Origin of the sequence: Parabacteroides sp. AM58-2XD (genome assembly GCF_003463685.1) — a bacterium.
GTDB classification, from domain to species: Bacteria; Bacteroidota; Bacteroidia; order Bacteroidales; family Tannerellaceae; genus Parabacteroides; species Parabacteroides segnis.
Window position 1 is genome coordinate 1 of the sequence record NZ_QSDP01000004.1, and the last position, 23533, is coordinate 23533.

Consider the following 23533-nt stretch of genomic DNA (forward strand, 5'->3'; position numbering starts at 1 on the left):
AGAATTAGATATTCATTATCCAGTGTTTTTTGACAAAGGTGATTCTTTTAGAGATAGTAATAAATCAATGAACCATAAGGTTTGTCATACCTTTATTATGAATAAAGTAATAAATCAATGAACCATAAGGTTTGTCATACCTTTATTATGAATAAAGATTATGAGGTTATATGGATTGGTTCTCCAATAAAAAATGAGCAATCGTTAATTCGTTATCGTGAGATGATGAACTTATTGTTAAAATGAGATATGTAAAATTTACTTGACAAAAGTGTATTTGTCATATCTGCGGAGTTCAGAGATGATACTTAATTGATGGGTTTTTAATCCGTGCCTTTGGACGATAAGTGCATATGAAATGGATAAATAGGCGCCTCTGTTATGGACAATCTTTCTACCTTTGTGTTCAAAGCAAATAATAGTATCATGAGAACACAGAAATGTTTAACCTTATTTTGCCTGCTATTCGGAATAATAGCATCTGCAAATGCTTATGTCGAACGTGATCTGCTGCAAAAGGCGGCAGATATATCTGAATTGAAATCCGTTTTATTGATGGACCGGCAATGGGTTCCTTATCCGGATTATACCGATCGCACTGCCTGGGAGCAATTTTTGGGAGATTACAGGAATGATTACATCAAACAAGGAGAGAAACGTTTGGGTTATGAATGGAAAGTTGTTAAAGCAACCGACTATATCGAGTATGAACGCAGCGGAAACCGGCGAATCATGGAAGATCCTTTCGGCAGTAATAACGGAGCCATAGCCGACTTGGTGATGGCCGAACTGGCAGAAGGAAAGGGGCGCTTTATCGATCAGCTGATCAATGGTGTCTTTCAGTCCTGCGAGATGACTTCCTGGGCATTGTCGGCGCATTTAAGCGCACAGCATTCAAAACGTTCTTTACCCGATTATAAAGAAGATGTGATCGACCTGACTGCCGGCGACCTGGGTTCCTTATTGTCCTGGACTTATTATTTCTTCCATACCGAATTTGATAAAGTAAATCCTGTTATTTCCGAGCGCCTGCGCCATGAGTTGCAGAAAAGAATACTGGATACTTATATGAAAGAAGACCGTTTCTGGTGGATGGCCTTCAATTACAAACCCGGAACTTTGGTCAACAACTGGAATCCGTGGTGTAACTTTAATGTACTGCAATGTTTCCTACTGTTGGAAAACGATAAAGAGAAACTGGCAGAAGCCGTTCATCGTACAATGGTCTCTGTCGATAAGTTCATCAACTATACCCATTCGGACGGAGCCTGTGAAGAAGGTCCTTCTTATTGGGGACATGCTGCGGGAAAGATGTATGATTATCTGCAATTATTGTACGACGGAACCGGTGGAAAGATCAGTTTGTTCGATCAGCCGATCATCAAAAATATGGGCGAATATATTGCCCGCTCTTATGTAGGGAATGGCTGGGTGGTTAACTTTGCGGATGCCTCGGCGAAAGGTGGCGGAGATGCCCCGATTATTTTCCGCTACGGAAAGGCGGTAGGCAGTGATGTGATGATGCAGTATGCCGCTTATCTGAACAGCCTGTCAACCAGAAAATCGCTTTCTTCCGGGAGAGATATGTTCCGTACCTTACAAAGTCTCCTGTATGCAAAGGAGATGGGAGAGGTGGAACCTTCGTATCAGTCTCCGGCTTATACCTGGTATCCGGAAACGGAATTTTGTTATATGACGAACAAAGCCGGTTTCTTCCTGGCTGCGAAAGGTGGATATAACAATGAAAGCCATAATCATAATGATGCCGGAACTTTTTCTTTGTATTCAAATACGACTCCGGTATTTATCGATGCAGGTGTCGGCACTTATACCCGCCAGACATTCAGTAACGAACGGTATACGATCTGGACAATGCAGAGCAACTACCATAATCTGCCGATGATAAACGGAGTGCCCCAGTCGTTTGGTTCCCGGTATAAAGCGACTGCGACTTCTTTCGATCCGAAGCGGATGACTTTTACCGCTAATATTGCTACCGCTTATCCCGAAGAAGCCGGGGTGGACAAATGGGTTCGCTCATATACATTAAATAAGAATAAGGGCGAAGTGAAGATTCAGGATTCATTTACCCTGAAAGAGTTGAAAGAACCGAATCAAGTCAATTTCCTGACCTGGGGTAAGATAGATGTCTCTTCGGAAGGAATCGTCCGGATAGATGTAAACGGAGAAAAGGTGGAATTGCTGTATGATAAAAATACTTTTACCCCGTCTGTAGAGACAGTCGCGTTGGATGACCCGCGTTTATCCAACGTATGGGGAAAAGAAATCTATCGTCTCTCCTTGAATGCCGGAAAAATGGTGAAATCAGGGACTTATACATTTACAATTAAACAAAACAATAAATAAAAGAAGAATGAAAAATTGGATCGCTTTAGCTTTCTCCGCATTCCTGATCTCTTGCGGGGGAACACCTAAAACATTAGAAAAGAGTTTTATTGACGAGAATATCGATTTCGCCCGTGCACAGCTCGGTAACGAGATAGAAGTCATTGAAGCCAGTGGCAAATGCCTGAATCCTGTGACTTTGAAAAAGGATAGCTCAGTTTATTATTGCGGCTATGGAGACTGGCGTAGTGGGTTCTTCCCCGGCTCGGTGTGGTATCTGTATGAATTGACGGGCGATACGGCATTGCTTCCACTCGCTCAGAAATATACATGGGCCATAGAAGAAGCCAAGAACCTGACCTGGCATCATGACATCGGGTTCATTGTTAATTGCAGCTTCGGTAACGGTTTGCGTCTGACGGCCGATCCGTCTTATAAAGATGTGATGGTACAGGCTGCCAAGTCATTATCAACCCGTTTCCGTGAGGCTCCCCAGGTAATCCAGTCATGGAATGTAGATAAAGGATGGCAGTCGGAACGTGGTTGGGAATGTCCGGTGATTATCGACAATATGATGAACCTGGAGCTGATGTTCGAAGCGACCCGTCTATCCGGTGATTCCTCTTTTTATAACATAGCGATTGCTCATGCAGACCGTACGTTGCAGGAACATTTCCGTCCGGACGGCAGCTGTTACCATGTCATCGATTATAGTCTGAAAGATGGTTCCGTTCGTAACCGCCATACGGCACAAGGATATGCGCATGAATCGGCCTGGAGCCGCGGACAGGCGTGGGCTATTTACGGATTCGTTGTTTGCTACCGTGAAACGGGTGATCGCAAATATCTGGACCAGGCGTTGAAAACATTCAATTTCATGAAGAATCATAAAGCAATGCCGGCTGACCTGATCCCTTATTGGGATATGGATGCACCGAACATTCCGAATGAACCGCGTGATGCTTCAACTGCTTCCTGTATTGCTTCCGCATTGTATGAAATCAGTACGATGGATGTGGAAGATGCCGTAGCGTATAAGACATATGCTGACAGTATCATGACTTCGCTGGGTTCTCCGGCTTACCGGGCTGCTCTGGGAACGAATGGTAACTTTCTCCTGATGCATTCCGTAGGTAGTATTCCTCATAACTCGGAAATAGACGTTCCGTTGAATTATGCCGATTACTATTTCATGGAAGCGTTGAAACGTAAGAAGGAGTTAGAGTCGAAATAATATTTTCTTATGAGAAAAGGTATGAAATGGATATGCGGAGCAGCTGTCATTCTGATGATGGCTGCCTGCAATACGAGACCGGCAGATGAATGGCAGTTGGTCTGGGAAGAAAACTTTGACCAGGCAAACGGGTTGGATACGACAAACTGGTCGAAAATTCCCCGTTGGGCACCGGAGTGGGCAAAATACATGTCTGACAGTGAACTCTGTTATGATTTGGTTGACGGTAATCTTGTTTTGAAAGGTTTAATCAATCCGGACCGCTCGACCGATACGGTTCCTTACATTACCGGAGGCATCTATACCAAATATAAGCGTGCTTTCCATGGAGGTCGGTTAGAGATAAAAGCACAGCTGGGATGTGCCACCGGGGCATGGCCTGCCATCTGGCTAAAACCGTTTGAAGAAGCGAAGTATCCCTGGCCGTCGGGCGGCGAGATAGATATCATGGAGCATCTGAATTATGATAGCATTGCTTATCAGACCGTTCATTCTACTTATACGCATAACCTGAATATCAAGAAATACCCGCCTCAGGGAAGTACCGGGTCTATCGATCCGGCAGGTTATAATGTATATGCGGTAGAAATGTATCCGGATAGCCTCGTTTTCTTTATAAATGATGTACGAAACTTTTCATATCCCCGCATAGAAACCGATAAAGAAGGTCAATTCCCATTTGACAAACCCTATTATCTGTTAATCGATATGCAGCTGGGTGGCCCCTGGGTCGGTCCTGTTGACCCGGAAGATCTTCCGGTCGAGATGAAGGTCGACTGGGTTCGTTATTATCAGAAGAAAAAATAATCGTTGAAGGCAGGCATTAGTCTGCCTTCTTTTTCTTGTATTCCGCCGGTGTCGTATCGAACTGTGCTTTGAAGCAACGGGTGAAATAACGCGGGGAACCAAAACCCAACATGTCGGAGATCTCGGCAATCTGCAAATCCTGACGGGTTATCAACAAGGTGGCGGCCCGCTTCAATTTACAATTCAGGACGAAATCGTTCGGTGTCATTCCGGTCAGGGCTTTGAACTTGGCGTAAAGGGAGCTGCGGCTTAATCCCAGTTCTTTAGCCAGAGTATTCATGTCGAATTCCATATTACTCAGGTTTTCTTCTACGATTCGGTTTACCGTGTCCATGAACTTCTGGTCGATCGGGTTGCTGGCCAGCGATTGCGTATCGAAATCCCGTTGCTCGTTGAACTTCTTTTGCAGGATAATACGGTTGCGCACCAGGTTGTTACAACGGGCAAGCAGCACTTTGGCATTGAACGGCTTGCTGATATAATCGTCGGCTCCCCGCTGCAAACCTTCTATGCTTTGCTCTGCCGAACCGAGCGCAGTCAACAGGATGACCGGTATATGGCAGATGTCGAAATCGTTCTTGATCTTCAGGCACATTTCGGTTCCAGACATTTCAGGCATCATGATGTCGCTGACGATGATATCCGGTTTTTGGGAACGTGTGATCTCCAGTCCCTCTTTTCCGTTCCGTGCCAGTAAGACATTATAAACCGGCGAGAACAGCGAGTTCAGTATCTGGAGCAGTTCTTCGTTGTCATCGACCAACAGGATGGTGTAGGTGGCATCTGTCTCGGCCAGTGATAATTCGGAGGTACTTTCGGGGATTTCCTGAGTCAGGCTTTCCGGCAGTATCTCGTTGCGGATCATCTCTTTCTCCGGTTGTACAAACTGACATTCGCCTTCTTTGAAATGGCTTCGGCCCTTCGGCAGGTGCACGATGAATATGCTTCCGTATCCCGGCGTACTTTCTACCTGTATTTTTCCATGATGCAACCCGATGATGCTCTTGGTTAGTGACAGGCCGATGCCGGTGCTCGGCTGCGATATTCCCGATGAGTTATTTCCTGCCTGGTAGAAACGGTCGAATATCTTGTCGATATCTTCTTTGCTGATACCGATACCGTTGTCTATGATTTTTATGATGATCGCCTGGTCATTCTCTTCGACGACCATTTCGATGGCAGCACCCGGTTTGGAATATTTGAATGCGTTCGACAGCAGGTTGTAGAATACCTTCTGCATCTGTTTCGGGTCGAACCAGCATTCGATATCTTCCGTCCCGGAGGTGAACTGATAAGTCACCGAACGGCTGGAAGCATATTCGTAGAAAGACAGATAGATCTCTTTGAGGAAAGGGATGATGTTTTGTTCATATACTTTCAGTTTCACATGCCCTTGTTCCAGTTTACGGAAATCCAGCAACTCACTGATCAGCATCCGCATATTGTGCGTGTTCCTGTATATCTTCAGCAGTTTGTTGTAAATGGATGGGGCCACCGAACTGCTTTGCAGCAAGAGTTCTATCTGCGAAATGATCAGGGTAAGCGGTGTCCGGAACTCATGCGAGATGTTTGAAAAGAACTGTAGTTTAGCCTGGTTCAGTTCCTCGATCCTCTCTTTTTCTTTCCGTTCAAACTCCAATGAAGTTCTGAGCAGCAATTGCGATTGTTTGAAGCGGAAGAAGCCGTAGATCAACCCGCCGCCGACCAGCACGTATAAGAGATAAAATAACGGTGTGGCATAGAGCGGGGAATGGATCGTGATGCCCATCCGGATCGTTTGCGGTTCGATCTTTGTGTCGTATTGTTTCTCACGCACGACCAGGGTATATTTGCCCGGATTGAGGTTCGTGTATTGGATGCTGTTGTCGGTATTGTTGATCCATTTGTTGTCGAAGCCTTCCAGCATGTATTCGTAAGCCGTCTCTTTCAATGTATTGATATAGTTGTTCGAGTTGAACGAGATGATGAGGTTGTTCTGATTGTGGTTCAACTCTATTTCCTGCGTATAAGGCAAAGCATCGGAGAGAACCCGTGAACGGTCGGAAGGATTTACTAATTCATTGTTGATATACAATTCGGAGAAATATAACCGGTAGTCTTTTGCCGGCCGGAACAAATCCTGTTCGAAGAACGTACTTAAACCGTCTATTCCTCCGACAAAGATTTCGCCGTTCGGGCTGACCAGCAGGCCGCATCCTTTGTTGATTCCGGAAACAGGCAGTGCGGTGCCCAGTTCTACCACCTTAAATAACTGTTGTTCCGGGTCCAGGAAAGAGAGTCCTTTATCACCGGATATGATCAGGTAACCTTGTATCGATTCTTTGATGTCGTAGCAATAGTTGCTCAGGATCATACTGTTTTCGGTGGTATATCCGCTGAAAGTATGGTTCTTCTCATCATACAGATAGAGCCCGGCTCCGAGCGTACCGAAGAAGATACGTCCTTTTTTGTCCTCATAGATGGCAGATACCGGCTGGTTTCCCAATCCGTTTTCGCCGCAACGGAAGACAGTCCTGTCTTCCTGGTTATTCAGGTTGATCTTGTTGATGACTCTTCCTGTTGTTATCCATATATAATCTTGCGAGTCGATCAGGAAACAATGATTACCGTATTGCTTGCCTCCGTCGAAAGTCTGGGTGATCTTTTCGGTATCGAGATCCATTTTGACGCATCCCCATTGCGTCAGGAGTACCAGGTATTTGTCTTTCCAGATGGCCATCTGATTGATACGGTCGCCGGCTTTTACGGCATACGAAGGGTCTTCGAAATAAGGATTCCGGAACCGTTTCTTCGGGATATCGAATATGGATAGTCCGCCGGTGTGGGTACCGATGTAAAGCTTATTGCGGTTGGCACTGTAGGCAATAGATTTCAGATTGTCATGGGCGATAGAGTTTCTGTCGGGATCGGCCATGAAATAGGTAAATGTTTTCTTTTTCCGGTCGAAGAGGTTCAGTCCGCCACCCTCGGTGCAGATCCAGATATTATCGTCTTTATCTTCCGTCATATGCCCGACAAAAGGGAAACTGATGCAGTCTTTCCTTGTTTTGTCTGCCGTATAAATCGTGAAAAGATCCATTTCAGGATTGAAATAGTGGACGCCACCGTAATAAGTACCCAGCCAGATGCTTCCCTGCCGGTCTTTGTAAACCGGGAAAACGGAGGAGTGGGCGAGGCTTCCGGGAAGGTTGTCGCGGGTATATACCTGGAAATGATCGTTGTAGGGATTATATTTGTTTAGTCCGGTGAAGGTTCCTATCCAAAGGTTACCGGAGTTGTCTTCAACGATTCCCCTTACCTGGTTGCTGGATATATTGTTATCGTTGTGCGGATCGAAGCGGTAGCGTTTGAAATTACCCGAAGGTTCGCGTTTGTAAAGTCCGTTCATGCGGGCGGATATCCATAGGTTCCTATGTGAATCTTCGTATAAGGCATAAATATCTTCACTGGGAATGATATAGGCAAGGGGTTTGTCTTCCTCTTTCATATATAATCCGGAATTGGTCCCTATCCAGCAGCGTTTTTGGGAATCGACCATGATACAGGTTGCATGTTGGTTGGAGAGTTCCAGTTTGAAGCGGAAACGAAGTTCTTCCGTCTGTGTATCCCAGACAAAGATAGAATCGGACGCGTTCACCCAAAGTTGTTCGCCACTGAAAGCGATCGCATTCACCCATGCTTGTTTCAGGCAGGTAAACTGCTGGGAACGCAGGTTGTATCGCACCAACGAATTATCCGAATTGAAATAAATATTCCCTTGGTTGTCTCCGGTTATGAAGTCGATGCTGTTACCAACGGTTGTTTCCTTCCCGTTCTCATTCTTTAATGTCGGTTTATGTGAAGTCACGTGAACACCGTCGAAAACGCTTAACCCTTCTTCCGTCCCGAACCACATGCGGCCCAGTTCATCCTGATAGATAGACATGACGGAGAGTTGCGAAAGTCCTTCTTTCATCCCGATATGTTTGAAATAGATAGGGAAGGCGTAAGACAAGGTATGCAGAAATATGAAAAGGATGATTGATTTTCTCATGGCTTTTACATTATTTGAAGGCGAAGATAATGATAAATTCTGAAACAGCTTTACGTATCAGGTCATATAAAATGGTATCTTTGTAAATCAATGTAACCAATAAACTATTACATATTATGAAAGCAGATTTCAATTATGATGAATTCCCGGGTAGTTTTGCCCATTGTCTCAACGAGAAATGCGTGCGTCGTGATACCTGCCTTCGGCATCAGGTATGGCTTCGTGTTCCTCAAACGCGCGGAGGCGTATATATTATCAATCCGGGCCACCTTGCATCTCTCACCGGCGAAGAGTGTCCTTTCTTCCTGCTCGACCAACCGCAGCGGTTCGCCAGAGGCATAACCTGCCTGTTCGATGATATCCCTTTGCGAAAAGCCGAGACAATCAAATCACAGCTTATTGCCCATCTGGGACGTAATACCTATTACCGCTGTAAACAAAAGAAGCGCCTGGTCAGGCCGAAAGAGCAGGCATATATCAAAAAGCTGTTCCTTGCCCAAGGCATTACCGAAGAGCCGCAATATGACGAATATATGGAGTATTATGATTTGGATAGAGATTGATTCATAGTCTGTTACGGACTACTGAATGATCTATCTGTATAGATGCAGAAATATCATATATTGTGATACTCAATTCTCATATATTATACGAATGTTGTATCATAATATATGAGAATATGGTATCCTAATATAAGATACAGAAGTTGTCTGGTTGCGGAATGAAAAACAGGTGCGCTTACATTCTCCGAAAGACCGGATTTCTTGGATTTTTGTGCTTGAAAATGGAAAAAGCCGTAATAGTATGGATTTTTTGCTTCCGATAAATAATAATATTAATGTACGCGCATGTACATTATATATAAGACCTTTAATATTTCTCTAACGGATTAAAGACGGAGATGAATGTGTAGCTATTGAATTATAAAACGTGAAGTGCGAAAAAGGACTGACTAATTTAAAGGTTCCTTTTTTCTCGCCAGCAAAATTACGACATTCTTTTAAACCACCAATCTTTTTCCGAATATTTTTTTCTTTTCTATGTCCTTTCTTATCAATACAATAACAAAGTTAGTACAAAAATCATCCTTTTTTATACGAAAGTAAAAGAGGGGGAAAAACGTGACTAGAAAAAAGGAACGTTTAAACTCGTCATTTAACATTTGGCAGTCTCTGAACGGATCCGTGAAATGGACTTTTATAACACTATTATTAATATTAAATTTATTGATTATGAACAAAAAGTTTTCTACTTTGATGGTTGGCTTTCTGCTGGCCGCAACAGTAGGGGTAACTGCTCAACAGAATCATGCCGGAAATGGTGAAATACCTTACCGTACCGACATGGTTAAAAGTGCAGTCACTTCTATACATTGTGACGGTGTAAACAAAATTGAATCAGACAAATGGTACCAGTTGGTGATTAAGCACGGAATGGAACAAGGAGAAGAAGGCGTTGCTCCATTAGGTTCTGCTACTACTGTCCTGACTATGGAACGTGATTATTCTACGGGTGCATTACATCTGGAAGCAAAAAAAATTGAGGATGCAGCTTTAACTCACTCTCTTTGGAAAATCAAATTTGATGAAGATGCTGTGAGCGGTCATAACTATACCTTTATTAATAAGGAAACAGGTTATGAACTGACTTTCGATCATACCAGAGCTGTAGAATTGGTTGCAGCAGATGCAGCAGCAGCCGTTCGTAATACGGAAGCTACTATTTTGGATGGTTGCAATGACATGTGGACTTGGTATTCAAATGATGACAACGGTGATACTCGTTTTGACAATCATCTGGTTTATTCTTATTATCATAGAACTCAAAGAGTCATGGCAATGGCTTTGAATGCAAACAATGAAGTCGTTTTAGTAAGTGCACCTCAGAGTCTGGCTAAAGTAGATGCTTCTGGTTTGCAGAATATTATCTCTTTCCAGCCGGTAATTGCCGGAGCAAAGGTGTTGAGCGCTGCTGAAATCAATTCTATGATCGATGCTGATGCTTCTTATAAATCATTCCCTCCTGCTGCAGGAAATAATGCTTCAAACCTTGCCGGAAAGTTAGCCAAGTTTAAATTTAATGTCGATATGACAAGCAATCCGCTGGCCGTTTCCGATTATGTAGCAGAAGACACTCAGGTGGCTGCTTTAAGCCGTGATAATTATAGCAATGCTGAAGGTAGCAATGTTATTACAGCTGGTCAGTCTTCTGTATATGCAGGTTATGGCATTCTGTTCAGAAAAAATCTGACTACAGACAAGTATTTGCACGTATCTATGACTTATCATGAAGGTGCAACTACCAGCAATTACAATGGTTTGAAGTTGGAAGATGCTACTTATGCAAACACTGCAGAGATTAATGCAACTAATGCTCGTTTCCATTTCAAGGTAACTTACTATCCGACAAACGATAGTTTGGTAATCGAACCGTTGAATGCATCTATGCCTAACAAGAGCCTTCTTCCTGCTGATATTACAGCTAATCTGGCTGCTTTGGCTGCATTGACTCCGGCTCAATATCTGAACACAATCAATGCCGGTGTAGCTTATGGTACTGCTGCTCCTGCTGTTGCAAATTGTCTTTCAAATAAGGCTGCCGGTGTTCCGGTTGCTTTGGCTGCAATGAACTTTGCTACCCCGGGTAACCAGTCTCAGGTACTGACAGTTAGTGTTCCTTACGGCATCAATGCAGACGAAGCTAAATTTATGGCTATTGCTAAAGAAGGTTATAATTGCTCTGCAAGCAGCCATGCACTGGGAACAGCCGGATATCCTGGCAACCCTGCTTATGTAACATTCAATTGCGACAATCACAATGGTGATGGTACAGGTGCAGTTGAATACAATGCAGACATGAAGATGAAGGTTACTTTCGATAATGCTTACAAACCGTTAGTTCGTACTACTAAAGAAAATGGCGTATATCTGATTCGTCTGTCTACAGCTAATCCGGATGCAAACGATGTAACATTGACTCAAAAACGTGCAGACGGTTCTTATATCGTTGCCGATATGGGTGGTCATCTGGTATATGACGTACTGGAAGCTGATCAGGATTTCAAACGTATGCCTGCAACTCAGTGGGTTATCGAACAGTTAGGTTGCGATGTGGATAAAGATAATGCAGATCCTACTTACAACAAAACTCCGAGAGTTAAAATTACAAACCGTGAATATGAAACTGTTGTTGGTTTCGAAGGACAACTTTATGATGCAGGAAATGGTAAATATTATATTATTAACCATGAATATGCAAATGGTATGACTACCAGCGGTACAGTTCATGCAACAACTCCTGCTGCAAATAACGTCTTCTCTTGTGGTGATACTATTTATTTTGAAAAGGTAGAAACTCCTAATACAGCCGGTTATTCTGTAATTGCCAGCGATGTATTGGCTGAAAATGTATATGCATTGCAGCACTATAATGCAAACGTAAATAATTTGTTCCTGGGTATCAGTGCAACAGATAACTATATCAAAGGTATTCCGGGTGATCCGACTTATTATGAATTGCACTTGATCGAAGGCGCTCAGGATTATGGTTATACGAGTGCTAAAGCTGGTGCAACTCAGTTGAGTCGTGATGTATATGCAGTGAAAGTAAAAGATGCAAACAAGATCGACAATGACCATAAATATATCGCTCTTGACCACATGCATCGTTATATCGTTGCTGACGAAGCTGACATTCAGGCAGGTAAGAATGGTTTGACATGGGCTATCTTCTATTTGAAGGAAAATAATAATGTAGACGGTACTCCTTATTATGCATTGGTAAATCAAAACAGCGTATGGACAAAGACAGGAGCTGATAAGAAGGAAATCATCCTGAACAATAACAAGACAGCCGGTAAGATGGCTATCAAACAGGGTACTAACGAAAGTTATATCGATCAGTTATGCGGAACAACTTCTGATGTATTTGCTTTGACTTCAGATCCTCGTCCTTTGTACAAATCTTTGAGTGCAGATGCTGCTTATGCTGAATATGTAAATAATCTGGCTAAGTCTGTTACATTGTCTTCTCTTTCAGGAAACGAATATCTGTATGAAGATTCACAATCTGGTATCCTGAACTATCTGGCTGTTGAAAACAAATCTGTTCAGACAAAACATGAAGGTCTGTATGTTGATTATGTGGCTAAATCAAAAGATCGTATGCCTCAGTATCTGTTTGCTGTTGCTGCTGATAGCGTGAAAGCATATTACTATTGTGGTGAAAACGCTCATGGTGCAACTCACGGATTGAATCCTAGCTGTGATCATAAAGTTGAGTATCCGGGTTATGTAAGCGGTCGCTTCCTGGTTAACCTGAACGACTCTATCCAGAACTCTATCAACAAGGTAGAAGCTGCAAGCAAATTCCAGTATGACAATTACACTCGTCTTGCTTTTGTTGAAGCTGTTCACCGTGGTAATTCACTGTATGTACTGAAAGCTCCTTATACATTGAGAGGCGAAAATGCGATCACAGGTGCAGATGCTGATGGAAATATCCTGATTATCCCCGACTATCTGGCAGCAGACCAGGCAGGTATTGTTTATGATGAAGTTGTATTGGATGGAACTCATAACAATGTTGCTTTCTCATTGCGTTATGTCGGTGATACGGAAGAAGAAGGTTTCTTGCTGGAATCAAATGACGGTCAGTTCTCTTCTGTAGGTTCATTCGAAGGTGCTTGGTTACGTTTCGTAAACGGCACACCTGTACTTGCTAAGTTCTTCAACACAAATGGAAACCATAATACGGGTGATATCATCGACGGTAATGGCTCTACAGGTGTTACAGACTTCGGTCAGGTATTGAACCAGGCTGCTATTCTGACTTTAGGCACTGTTGATAAAGTTGCTACAGATAATGAAACTATCAACGCTGTTTCAGAAGTAGAAGTTTCAGTAATCAATGGTAATGTAATTGTTAAGGGTGCAGAAGGTAAGAAAGTTGTTATCAGCAACGTTCTTGGTCAGATATTGGTTAACGCAGTGATCACTTCAAGCGAAGCTACAATCGCAGTTCCTGCAGGTGTAGTTTATGTAAAGGTTGAAGGCGAAGCTGCAGTACCTGCAATCGTTAAATAAGAAATTATTTATAATCAAATAATTCTAATAGAGTATCACGCAGCGCAATAGCGTTAATTACCCTGTGACAGGTGAACAAGTGATATTTATTAATACTAAAGTAATGAAATAAAGTTCTTCTGTTCTGCCTCTGTGAAGAGTGAAAACAGACAAAAAAAGCAAGCCCTGGGGATTCGTCTTCCGGGGCTTTGTGTGTTTATCGAAGTTCTCTGTCGGGAAAGGAGATATCAGGTATGCCCCCAGAGGGCGCTTTTCTTTTGTTTATGATAAAGCAGCCTTCCGTAAATAATCCTTTTGTAATGTATTGTCTCCCTGTATTTGTTTATCTTTGCACGAAATAAGACAGTAAACACTATATGACGAAAGATATAACACCCGAATATGTGCTTGGTGATCTGCGTTATCTGCAATTGTTGGCACGTAGTTTCCCGACAGTTGCGGATGCCAGTACAGAGATCATTAACCTGGAGGCGATCCTGAACTTACCGAAGGGTACGGAGCATTTCCTGTCTGATATTCACGGAGAACATCAGGCGTTCAATCATGTGCTGAAAAATGCCTCCGGTGCGATCAAACGTAAAGTGAATGAGATATTCAGCAATACATTGCGCGATTACGAGAAGAAAGAACTCTGTACGCTGATCTATTACCCGGAACAGAAACTGGAACTGGTCAGCTCGAAGGAACCCGATCTGGACGACTGGTATCTGATCACCTTGAACCAACTGGTGAGGGTGTGCCGTAATGTATCGTCCAAATATACCCGCTCGAAAGTGCGCAAGGCATTACCGAAAGAGTTCTCCTATATCATCCAGGAGCTGTTGCATGAGTCGTCGGTCGAGCCGAATAAGTCGGCCTATGTGGACCAGATTATCAAAACGATTATCTCGACCGGGCGGGCAAACGATTTTATTATCGCCATGTGTAACCTGATACAGCGGCTGACGATTGACCTGCTGCATGTGATCGGCGATATCTACGATCGTGGCCCGGGAGCACATATCATTATGGATACGCTTTGCGACTACCATCATTTCGATATCCAGTGGGGTAACCACGATGTCCTGTGGATGGGGGCGGCCTCGGGCAACCTGGGGAGCATCGCCAATGTGATCCGCATGTGCCTCCGTTTCGGTAACCTGGCAACCCTGGAGGATGGCTATGGCATCAACCTGCTACCTCTGGCTACCTTTGCAATGGATATTTATGGCGACGATCCCTGCGAATTGTTCATGCCGAAGACTAATGGGGCCGACTCGGCTTTCGACGAAAAGACGATCCGCCTGATCTCGCAGATGCACAAGGCAATAACGATCATCCAGTTCAAGCTGGAAGGGGATATTATCCGCCGCCGCCCCGAATTCGATATGGACGACCGCCTGCTGTTACACCATATCGACCTGAAACGCGGGACCATCCATCTGGACGGGAAAGAATATGAACTGAAAGACAAAAACTGGCCTACCATCAACCCGAAAGACCCGTACGCGCTGTCTATCGAGGAGGAAGACCTGATGCACCGCATGCTCCACTCGTTCGAATGCAGCGAGAAGCTGAAGAAACATATGCGTTGCCTCTTCCGGCATGGCAGTATGTATCAGGTTTGTAACTCCAACCTGCTGTTTCATGCCTCTGTCCCGATGAACGCCGACGGAACGTTGAAGAACATTTGTATCGAAGGGCAGGAATACAAGGGTAAGGCTTTGCTGGATAAAGTCGACCAGTTGATCCGTACCGCTTATTTCGATTCGGACGGCTCTCCGGAGAAGGACTTTGCCCTCGATTACATCTGGTATCTTTGGGGAGGAAAAGACTCTCCTTTGTTCGACAAGAGCAAGATGGCAACCTCGAACGGGCTTTTATCGATGATAAAGAGGTGCAGAAGGAAGAGAAAGGGGCGTATTATACCCTGCGTGAAGAAGAAAAGGTATGCGATATGATACTGGACGAGTTCGGGGTGACCGGGCCTCACCGCCATATCATCAACGGTCATGTGCCTGTCCGCTCCATCCAGGGAGAAAACCCGATCAAGGCAAACGGCAAGTTGCTGGTTATCGACGGCGGTTTCTCCAGACCTTACCATCCCGAGACCGGTATTGCCGGTTATACGCTGGTTTATCATTCCCGCGGTTTCCAGTTGGTGCAGCACGAACCGTTTCTGTCTACCGACCAGGCGATTAAGGAAGGCCGTGATATCCGTTCCACCACGATTGTGGTCGAGTTGAGCTCTCACCGCCAGATGGTGAAAGATACCGATAAAGGCGCCGACCTGCAACGCCAGATACATGATCTGGAGAAGCTGCTGTATGCTTACCGTAATGGGTTTATTAAAGAGAAGGAACGGAGTGAGTATTGAATATAGAAATAATTGAACCTACTTTTCCCTTGATGGAAAAGTAGGCAAAAGATCAAGGCTTAACCGGCTTCACTGCTCCGGTGAAAGACTTCGCTGAAAAATCCGAAACTCGCTTCGCTCAGACAACGGATTTTTTTAACCGCTTCGTCTTCCCCCTACGCGGACGTTCACCCGCTTAGGCCTTTTCAAGGAAGCTGTGCTTCCTCTTAGGATGGCCGATACCGGTACTTATAGAACAAAAACTTGCGGATTTAACAGGTAGTATCGGCAATCTTAAGAGAACGCAAAGCGTTCTATGAAAGGCCTCATCTGATGAGCGTTAAACGAAGCATCCGTAGAGAGCGCCCGGAGGCTGTGCTGTTTGAGCGCAGCGAGTTCACAGACGACAGCGAACGTAGGATGCGGAGTAGCGAAGCGGATGCAGCCTTGAACTTTTGGTTACTTTTCTATCAAGAGAAAAGTAACATTCAAAACTGATAAGATGTGAAACTCTCAAATAGGATAATAACTAAATAGAAATGTTTAAACAAATCGCTTTACCATACTTCCTCTTGCCGCTTCTCCTGGCCCTACTTTTTATGGGAGGCCTGGTGTACGGTGCCGTTTCCATCCCGCTGGAGAGCGTGATCGATATCCTTCTGGGGAAAGACGTGGGCCGGCCCGCCTGGCAGAATATCATCTTGCAATCCCGTTTCCCGCAGGCGGTTACGGCTTTGCTTGCCGGAGCCTCGCTGGCTACCAGCGGCCTGTTATTGCAGACTCTGTTCCGTAACCCGCTGGCAGGCCCTTCCATCCTGGGGATCAGCGACGGGGCAAACCTGGGAGTCGCGGCCATCATGCTCTATTTCGGCGGGACGCTCAGTATGGTGACGGAGTTGCCCATCAGCGGTTACCTGGCGGTTATTATCGCTGCCTTTGCCGGTGCCGCTTGTATCCTGGGACTGATCATCTGGTTTTCGGCAAAGGTGAAGAGCAATGTCATGCTGCTGATCATCGGTATCATGATCGGTTACCTGGCCTCTTCCCTGATCTCCGTCCTGAATTACTATGCCTCGACGGATAAGGTGCACGCCTTCGTCATGTGGGGCCTCGGCAATTTCTCCGGCGTATCGCTGATGCAACTGCCTTATTTCCTCCTGTTCACGTTGACCGGACTGCTGCTGGCAATCCTCTTGATAAAGCCGTTGAACGCCCTGCTACTGGGCGAAATGTATGCGGCCAACCTGGGGATCAAGATCAAGCGGACCCGTATTGCCATCCTGTTCTGTACCGGTTTACTGACGGCTACGACGACCGCTTTCTGTGGCCCGATCTCCTTCATCGGACTTGCCGTGCCGCATATCGCCCGTCTGATGCTGGGTTCGTCCAACCATAAGATGCTGGTGCCCGTCACGATGCTTGCCGGTTCCTGTATCGCCCTGTTGTGTAATATACTGATGGTGATGCCCGGAACCAATAATATACTCCCGTTGAATGCCGTAACCCCCATGCTGGGTGCGCCGGTCATTATTTATGTGATTGTGAATCGTAAAAATATCCAATACTTCGACTGATGAATATGCAAGAACCTGTAATAGAAGCCAGCCGCCTCAGTATTGGCTACCTGCTGAAAGGCGGAAAGCGCAAGGTCATCCACGACGACCTGAACCTGCGCCTGCGACCGGGCGAAGTCACCTGCCTTCTCGGACTGAACGGTGCCGGAAAGTCAACGTTGCTGCGCACGCTCTGCGGTTTCCAGCCTCCCTTGAGCGGCGAGATCCGCCTGATGGGAAAACCGTTGTCTTCCTACTCTCAAAGCAACTTTTCACTGACGGTAGGTGTTGTACTGACGGAAAAGACGAATGCGGGCGGCATCACCGTTTACGAACTGGTGTCTTTGGGCCGTCATCCGTACACCGGTTTCTTCGGACAGTTGAAGAAAACCGATAGGGAGATTATCGAACAATCGCTGACGGCAGCCGGCATTGCCCATAAAGCACAAAACTACGTATCCGAACTGAGCGACGGAGAACGGCAGAAGGCCATGATCGCCAAAGCCCTGGCACAACAATGCCCGATCATCCTGCTGGACGAGCCGACGGCTTTCCTCGACGTTACCAGCCGGATCGAGACCATGGTGCTACTGCATAAGCTGGCCGTAGAACAACATAAAGCGATCCTGCTTTCCACCCACGACCTCGACCTGGCGATCCAGATGGGCGATTGCCTCTGGCTACAGGAAAAAGGCCGTCCGATGGCGTGCGGTACGCCCGAAGACCTGATCCTGAGCGGCGCCTTCGAGTCTTTCTTCGGAAAAGAAGGGATTGTTTTCGATCCGTCAACCGGAAAACTGAATACGAAGGCACCCGTCGAACCGATAGGAGTGGAGGGCGATTTTCTTGTTTCCTATTGGGTAGGCAATGCTATGATCCGTAACGGCTTCCGTCCTTCGGCAGTGAAAGACGGACAGCTCAATATCAACTGCTTCGACGCCCGTCATCTGTCACTGACCCTGCCCGGAGGGGAGGTGAAGGTCTTATCCGGGGTGGCGGCACTGGTCGAAACGGTAAGGAGAGTAGGACCGATCCCTACTGTTCGCACACTGCCGCATCCCGATGTGGAACACAACTGCATCCCGGTGCGGTAGCCAGCCGCATCCTGATGCGGAACTTTACCGCATCCCGGTGCGGTATCATGCGAACAGCAGGGGGCGACACCTCTCTCCTTACCGGAGCAGCCTGCCAGCATAAGGGCGGGCGTTGTAACCTCCTTGGTGCACAGGGAGGAAAGGATGAATAGAACGAAAGTATAACAAGATAAGTGTAGATGAATTATGGCAAATGAAATAATCGGACGGCTGGAGAACGAGAAAGTGAGCCGCCTGCTGTTGCAGTATGCTATCCCGGCGGTGATCGGGACGATGGTAAATGCTTTGTATAATATTGTAGACCGTGTCTTTATCGGTCAGGGAGTCGGTGCGCTGGCTATTGCCGGACTGACGCTGACCTTCCCGATCCTGCTCTTCTTGCAGGCATTCGGTATGCTGGTGGGGGCAGGTGCGGCTACCCGTGTCTCCATCCATCTGGGGCGGAAAGCAAACGAGATGGCGGAAAAGGTCCTGGGAAATGCCTTTACGCTGACATTCATTATTACGATCATCACGGTCGTTCCCTGTATGATCTGGATGGAAGACCTCCTGCTGGCCTTTGGCGGAAGCGAACAAACGATTCCTTATGCCAAAGACTACCTGAATATTGTGGTCCCCGGAACGATCCTGACTTCGCTCAGCTTTGGTTTCAACGCTGTCATGCGTGCATCCGGCTATCCGAAGAAGGCCATGTTTACCATGCTGATCGGAGCGATAGCCAACGTGATACTCGACCCGATCTTTATCTTCTGGCTGGATATGGGTATCCGGGGAGCGGCTATTGCAACGATCATCTCCATGCTGCTCAGTACCCTGTTCGTCATGAACCATTTTATTCAGAAAGACAGCATTGTCCGTTTCCATAAAGGCACTTTCAAACTGGAACGCCATGTGGTATGGAATATCCTGACGATCGGTGTTTCGCCTTTCGCCATGCAGTTGGCGGGCAGCTTGGTTGTCGTTATCCAGAACTACGCCTTGAAACAATATGGCGGCGACCTGGCTTTGGGGGCCAACGGTATCATCACCAGCGTCGGGATGCTTCTGGTGATGTTGATTATCGGTATTGCGCAGGGGATGCAGCCGATCGTCGGCTTCAACTACGGGGCCGGTCAGCATAAGCGTGTGCAGGATACCCTGTGGCTGGTGATTATCACATCGACCGTTATTATGGGGATCGGTTGTCTGTGCAGTGTCCTGTTTCCGGAAATAATAGCCCGGGCCTTTACCAACGACCCCGAACTGATTGAGGTGACGGCAAACGGTTTGCGCATCAGCCTGCTCGTTTTCGTGGTGGTCGGTTCGCAGATTTCCATCAGCCAGTTTTTCCAGAGTATCGGTATTGCCTGGAAAGCGATGTTTCTGAGTCTGAGTCGTCAGTGTCTTTTCCTGATTCCTGCCCTTTTGACATTCCCGCATGTGTGGGGACTGGACGGGGTGTGGTACGCTTCGCCGTTTTCAGACTTCATTGCGGCCGTAACTGCCTGGGGTTTCCTGTGGTACCATGTTAAAAACATAAAAAGTAAGGGGATAAATTGAACTTACCGGCACGTTATTTGTCTATATATACAAAAAGAGATATATTTGACGCGGATGGCCTGGCTAAGAAAAATGTACATTGATGTTTTATCCGCGTTATCCGTATCATCCGCGTCAAAAATATCTCAGTATCCGATTAACAATTAAAAAGAATAGAAGTATGAAAAGAGTATTATTATTGCTAGCTGTCCTGCTGTTTAGTGCCGGTTCAGGGACAATGATGGCACAACAGGATAAAGCAGCCGAGAAAGCTGCCAAAAAAGCAGAGAAAGAAGCCCGTAAAGCAGCCGAAGAAGCTGAAAATATGGCATTGTTCGAACAAGCCGTCCAGGCTCTTAACGACAAGGACTTCGTGCTCGAAGCCGATCGTGTGGAATTTAAACGCGGACGTTTTGTTTATGTCACTCCGAGTACCAACTTCGTCTCTATGGATGGCAACCGCGCAACCATCCAGTTGGCATTCAACGGAGCTTACGCAGGTCCTAACGGTATCGGTGGAATCACTGTAGAAGGAAACGCTTCGAATGTGGAAATGAAGACCGATAAGAAAGGCAATATTACTTTCAGTATGATGGTACAAGGCGTAGCCGTTTCGGCAAACGTGACTTTCCGTATGGTGAAAGGTTCCAACAAATGTACGGCCACTGTCAGTCCTAACTTCAACAGCAACCGTATTTCATTTACCGGTACCCTGTATCCGACCGAACAGTCTAACGTGTTTAAGGGACGTTCCATTTAACGTAACAGATAACACAGATAACACAGATCGAGCAGATTGACGCAGATATTTTAATTAATAAATCTGTGTTCATCTGCTCGATCTATGTTATCTGCGTGCTATTTGTATTTTAAACGATCACTCTGCCTGATTACTTCTTTATCTGGTCTACCGTGTGGAACAGCATGATCTGTAAAACCGGATTGGCGTCGTCATCGAGTGTTTCGATCAGTTTTTTCAATTCGGCATCGCCATGTTTACCTTCGGCCTCCTGTAAGGCGTAGACCTGGCGGGTACGTACGGCAACGTTGCTATTCTGTGTCGTGCTCCAGTTGGTGATGTGCGGATAATCGTCCATCAGCGTCCAGTATGAATTGCCCGGATAGTCAGTCATCTTGTAGATCTGGTTTTCTTTCTTGTCATAGATGTAGTAATGCTCGTCGACATACGGCTTATACGAATGGCAACGCAGGATATAGAACATCAGGTAGCGCTCGGTCTCGATCGTCGGATGCACCTGGGCGAAAGTGGTGGGATATTTGCTTTGGTCGATGATACGCGGAATGACCTGCAAGTCTTGCCGGATTTCAAAGATGGTATCATTGCCCAAATTAGCCATAAAGGCCCCTTTAGGGCTCTTTACCAGGCTTCCGTAGGCCAGGCGCCCGTGGCTATCGTGAGGCAGTTGGGTTGGGAAGCGGATCGGTAATTTTTTTACCGTGCTTCCGTCTTCTTTGCGGACGACCGAATAGCGCGGACCTCCCGGATTGTATCTGAAATAATTGAGCAGGAGCGAGTCGTTGAGGATCGTGATCTCTTTCGCTTTGTTGAGGAAGGTACGTTTGAAGTTCCCTTCGAGGTCGTAGACATACGTGCATCCCTTCTTTAGGTTGGCATCCTGAACGAAGATCTCTTTCCGGAGGGTATCGACGGCATAGCTGCTTATGTAGCTGTATTCGCCCGGTCCTCCGCCCTTATGGTCGATTTTCCGGACCAGGCTGCCGTCTCTTTTGAATATATAAATAGCCGCTTGGTCTTCTTGCGCGTAGATGAAGTCGTTAGTCAGCAAATATTCGTTGCCTTCGCATGTCCCGATTTGCCTCAGAAGCGTACTGTCGTTGGTCTCCAGTGGTATATACAACGCATCGGAGAGATCGCTCAGGCGGATATTCGTTTCCGGATAATTCTCTTCTACATTAAAAAAGATAGGTTTTTCTCCTTCATACCAGACGGGAGCGGCCGGCTGTATTGCTGTTTCTGCCGTTTCTTCTCCGTTATCCGGTTGTGCGGCGGAATCTTTTTTCGTACCTGAGCAACCGGTTGCCAGGAAAAAAGTAAAAAATAGAAGAGGTAATGTTTTCATGTTGTAGTCTGTTATAAAGTTGGCGTAATATAAGAATAAAGAAGAGTCAGGCAATGCCTATGGCCGTTTTTTATACTTATTCGTCTCGTATATAAAGATATTTTGTAGATTTGTTCTCATTTATTAATTCTATTTATTCAGTAATTATGCAATTATCAATCGACCAAAAAGACATAGACAAATTCATCATGATAGGCGACAAGGTGCTTATCAAGCCGAAGAATCCGCAGAGTCAGACTAAATCAGGCCTTTACCTGCCGCCCACCGTACAGCAGGAGAAGATACAAAGCGGTTATATCATCAAGGTAGGTCCCGGTTTTCCGCTACCTTCGCAGAAGGAAGAGCATGAAGTATGGGAGAAGAAGGAAGACGAAGCCGTCCATTATCTGCCTTTGCAGGCGCACGAAGGCGATCTGGCTGTTTATCTGCAGAATGCCGCCTACGAGATTAAGTTTAACGACGAAAAGTTCCTGATCGTGCCCCATTCGGCGATTTTAATGCTGCTTCGCGACGAAGGATTGTTCGAATAAAGCCTTTTTCTTTGGCAAAATACTAATAGATTCACTTTTTTGATATATTTTTGCAAGCAAATCAACAAAATAAACTATCAACAGTAGCGATTAGAATGAATAAAATTGTAAGTAAAGAACATTTCTCTGCCAATGTCGTGAAGCTGGAAGTGGAGGCTCCTCTGATTGCCCGCTCACGCAAAGCCGGTCACTTTGTGATCGTGAAGGTGGGAGAGAAAGGTGAACGTATCCCTTTAACCATTGCAGGTGCAGATACTCAGAAAGGAACCATCACACTTGTGATTCAGGCTGTAGGCGGTTCATCCAAGAAGATCTGCGATTTGAACGTAGGCGATTATATTACCGACCTGGTAGGTCCGCTGGGACAGGCTACCCATATCGAAAAGGTAGGTACCGTAGTTTGCGCCGGAGGTGGTGTAGGTGTAGCCCCGCTGCTGCCTATCGTTGAGGCTTTTCATAAGGCAGGCAACCGGGTGATCGTTGTTCTGGCGGCCCGTACGAAAGACCTGGTGATTCTGGAAGACAGATGAGTGCAAACTCAGACGAAGTGATCGTTATGACCGACGACGGCTCATACGGTACCCAGGGACTGGTAACAAACGGCGTAGAAAGTGTCATCAACCGTGAGAAGGTAGACCTTTGTGTAACCATCGGCCCGGCCATCATGATGAAATTCGTTTCAGCCCTTACAAAGAAATATGAGATACCTACTGTCGCTTCGTTGAACACGATCATGGTAGACGGAACCGGCATGTGTGGTGCTTGCCGTATCACGGTAGGCGGAAAGACCAAGTTTGTCTGTGTGGACGGACCGGAGTTCGATGCCCACCAGGTTGATTTCGATGAGATGCTTATGCGTCTGGGTGCTTATAAAGATATTGAAAAGAAATAACCACT

13 protein-coding genes and 2 pseudogenes are annotated in these 23533 nt (G+C 45.9%); 13 read left to right on the top strand and 2 right to left on the bottom strand.

Features of this window, described 5'->3' with window-relative positions; genetic code table 11:
* Positions 1-426 precede the first annotated feature (426 nt).
* From DXA15_RS01670 to DXA15_RS01680, 3 genes are read left to right on the top strand one after another with little or no spacing between them, the layout of a single operon-like run.
* Entirely contained in the window at positions 427-2367 is a 1941-nt protein-coding gene (locus DXA15_RS01670; RefSeq protein ID WP_199676178.1) for a heparinase II/III-family protein, read from the top strand.
* A gap of 7 nt (positions 2368-2374) precedes the next feature.
* Entirely contained in the window at positions 2375-3580 is a 1206-nt protein-coding gene (locus DXA15_RS01675; protein ID WP_199676180.1) for a glycoside hydrolase family 88 protein, read from the top strand.
* A 9-nt stretch (positions 3581-3589) separates the two neighbouring features.
* Positions 3590-4387, top strand: a complete 798-nt coding sequence (locus DXA15_RS01680) for a glycoside hydrolase family 16 protein (RefSeq protein ID WP_128132909.1) — start codon at positions 3590-3592, stop codon at positions 4385-4387.
* Positions 4388-4403: 16 nt separating this feature from the next.
* Here the strand turns inward: DXA15_RS01680 and DXA15_RS01685 are convergent, their stop codons facing one another.
* Positions 4404-8420, bottom strand: a complete 4017-nt coding sequence (locus tag DXA15_RS01685; protein WP_128132910.1) for a two-component regulator propeller domain-containing protein — start codon at positions 8418-8420, stop codon at positions 4404-4406.
* Between the two features lie 116 nt (positions 8421-8536).
* On the opposite strand from DXA15_RS01685, the gene DXA15_RS01690 reads away from it, so the two are divergent.
* The 8 genes and pseudogenes from DXA15_RS01690 to DXA15_RS01725 all read left to right on the top strand — a co-directional run bounded on the left by DXA15_RS01690 (position 8537) and on the right by DXA15_RS01725 (position 20764).
* The gene (locus tag DXA15_RS01690; protein WP_128132911.1) at positions 8537-8983 is read left to right on the top strand and encodes a DUF6078 family protein; all 447 of its coding nucleotides are present in this window, start codon (positions 8537-8539) and stop codon (positions 8981-8983) included.
* Positions 8984-9652: 669 nt separating this feature from the next.
* Positions 9653-13504, top strand: a complete 3852-nt coding sequence (locus DXA15_RS01695) for a DUF6383 domain-containing protein (RefSeq protein WP_128132912.1) — start codon at positions 9653-9655, stop codon at positions 13502-13504.
* Positions 13505-13860: 356 nt separating this feature from the next.
* Positions 13861-15860 (top strand): annotated as a pseudogene (locus tag DXA15_RS01700) (fructose-1,6-bisphosphatase).
* A 312-nt stretch (positions 15861-16172) separates the two neighbouring features.
* A complete protein-coding gene (locus DXA15_RS25225; protein WP_158579629.1) occupies positions 16173-16337 on the top strand; it encodes a hypothetical protein in 165 nt (54 codons plus the stop codon).
* A gap of 41 nt (positions 16338-16378) precedes the next feature.
* Positions 16379-17413, top strand: a complete 1035-nt coding sequence (locus tag DXA15_RS01710; protein ID WP_010801948.1) for an iron ABC transporter permease — start codon at positions 16379-16381, stop codon at positions 17411-17413.
* 5 nt (positions 17414-17418) lie between these two features.
* Entirely contained in the window at positions 17419-18486 is a 1068-nt protein-coding gene (locus DXA15_RS01715) for an ABC transporter ATP-binding protein (RefSeq protein ID WP_233566686.1), read from the top strand.
* 186 nt (positions 18487-18672) lie between these two features.
* On the top strand, positions 18673-20025 hold the full coding sequence (locus DXA15_RS01720; protein ID WP_010801950.1) for an MATE family efflux transporter: 1353 nt from the start codon (positions 18673-18675) through the stop codon (positions 20023-20025).
* Positions 20026-20185: 160 nt separating this feature from the next.
* Positions 20186-20764, top strand: a complete 579-nt coding sequence (locus DXA15_RS01725; protein ID WP_010801951.1) for a DUF4251 domain-containing protein — start codon at positions 20186-20188, stop codon at positions 20762-20764.
* A gap of 130 nt (positions 20765-20894) precedes the next feature.
* Here DXA15_RS01725 and DXA15_RS01730 read toward each other — a convergent pair whose 3' ends face one another.
* Entirely contained in the window at positions 20895-22106 is a 1212-nt protein-coding gene (locus tag DXA15_RS01730; protein WP_128132914.1) for a 6-bladed beta-propeller, read from the bottom strand.
* A gap of 146 nt (positions 22107-22252) precedes the next feature.
* Here DXA15_RS01730 and DXA15_RS01735 point away from each other — a divergent pair, with 146 nt between their 5' ends.
* Entirely contained in the window at positions 22253-22636 is a 384-nt protein-coding gene (locus tag DXA15_RS01735) for a co-chaperone GroES family protein (protein WP_007654999.1), read from the top strand.
* Positions 22637-22731: 95 nt separating this feature from the next.
* Positions 22732-23528, top strand: a pseudogene (locus tag DXA15_RS01740) (sulfide/dihydroorotate dehydrogenase-like FAD/NAD-binding protein).
* The last annotated feature ends 5 nt before the right edge of the window (positions 23529-23533 follow it).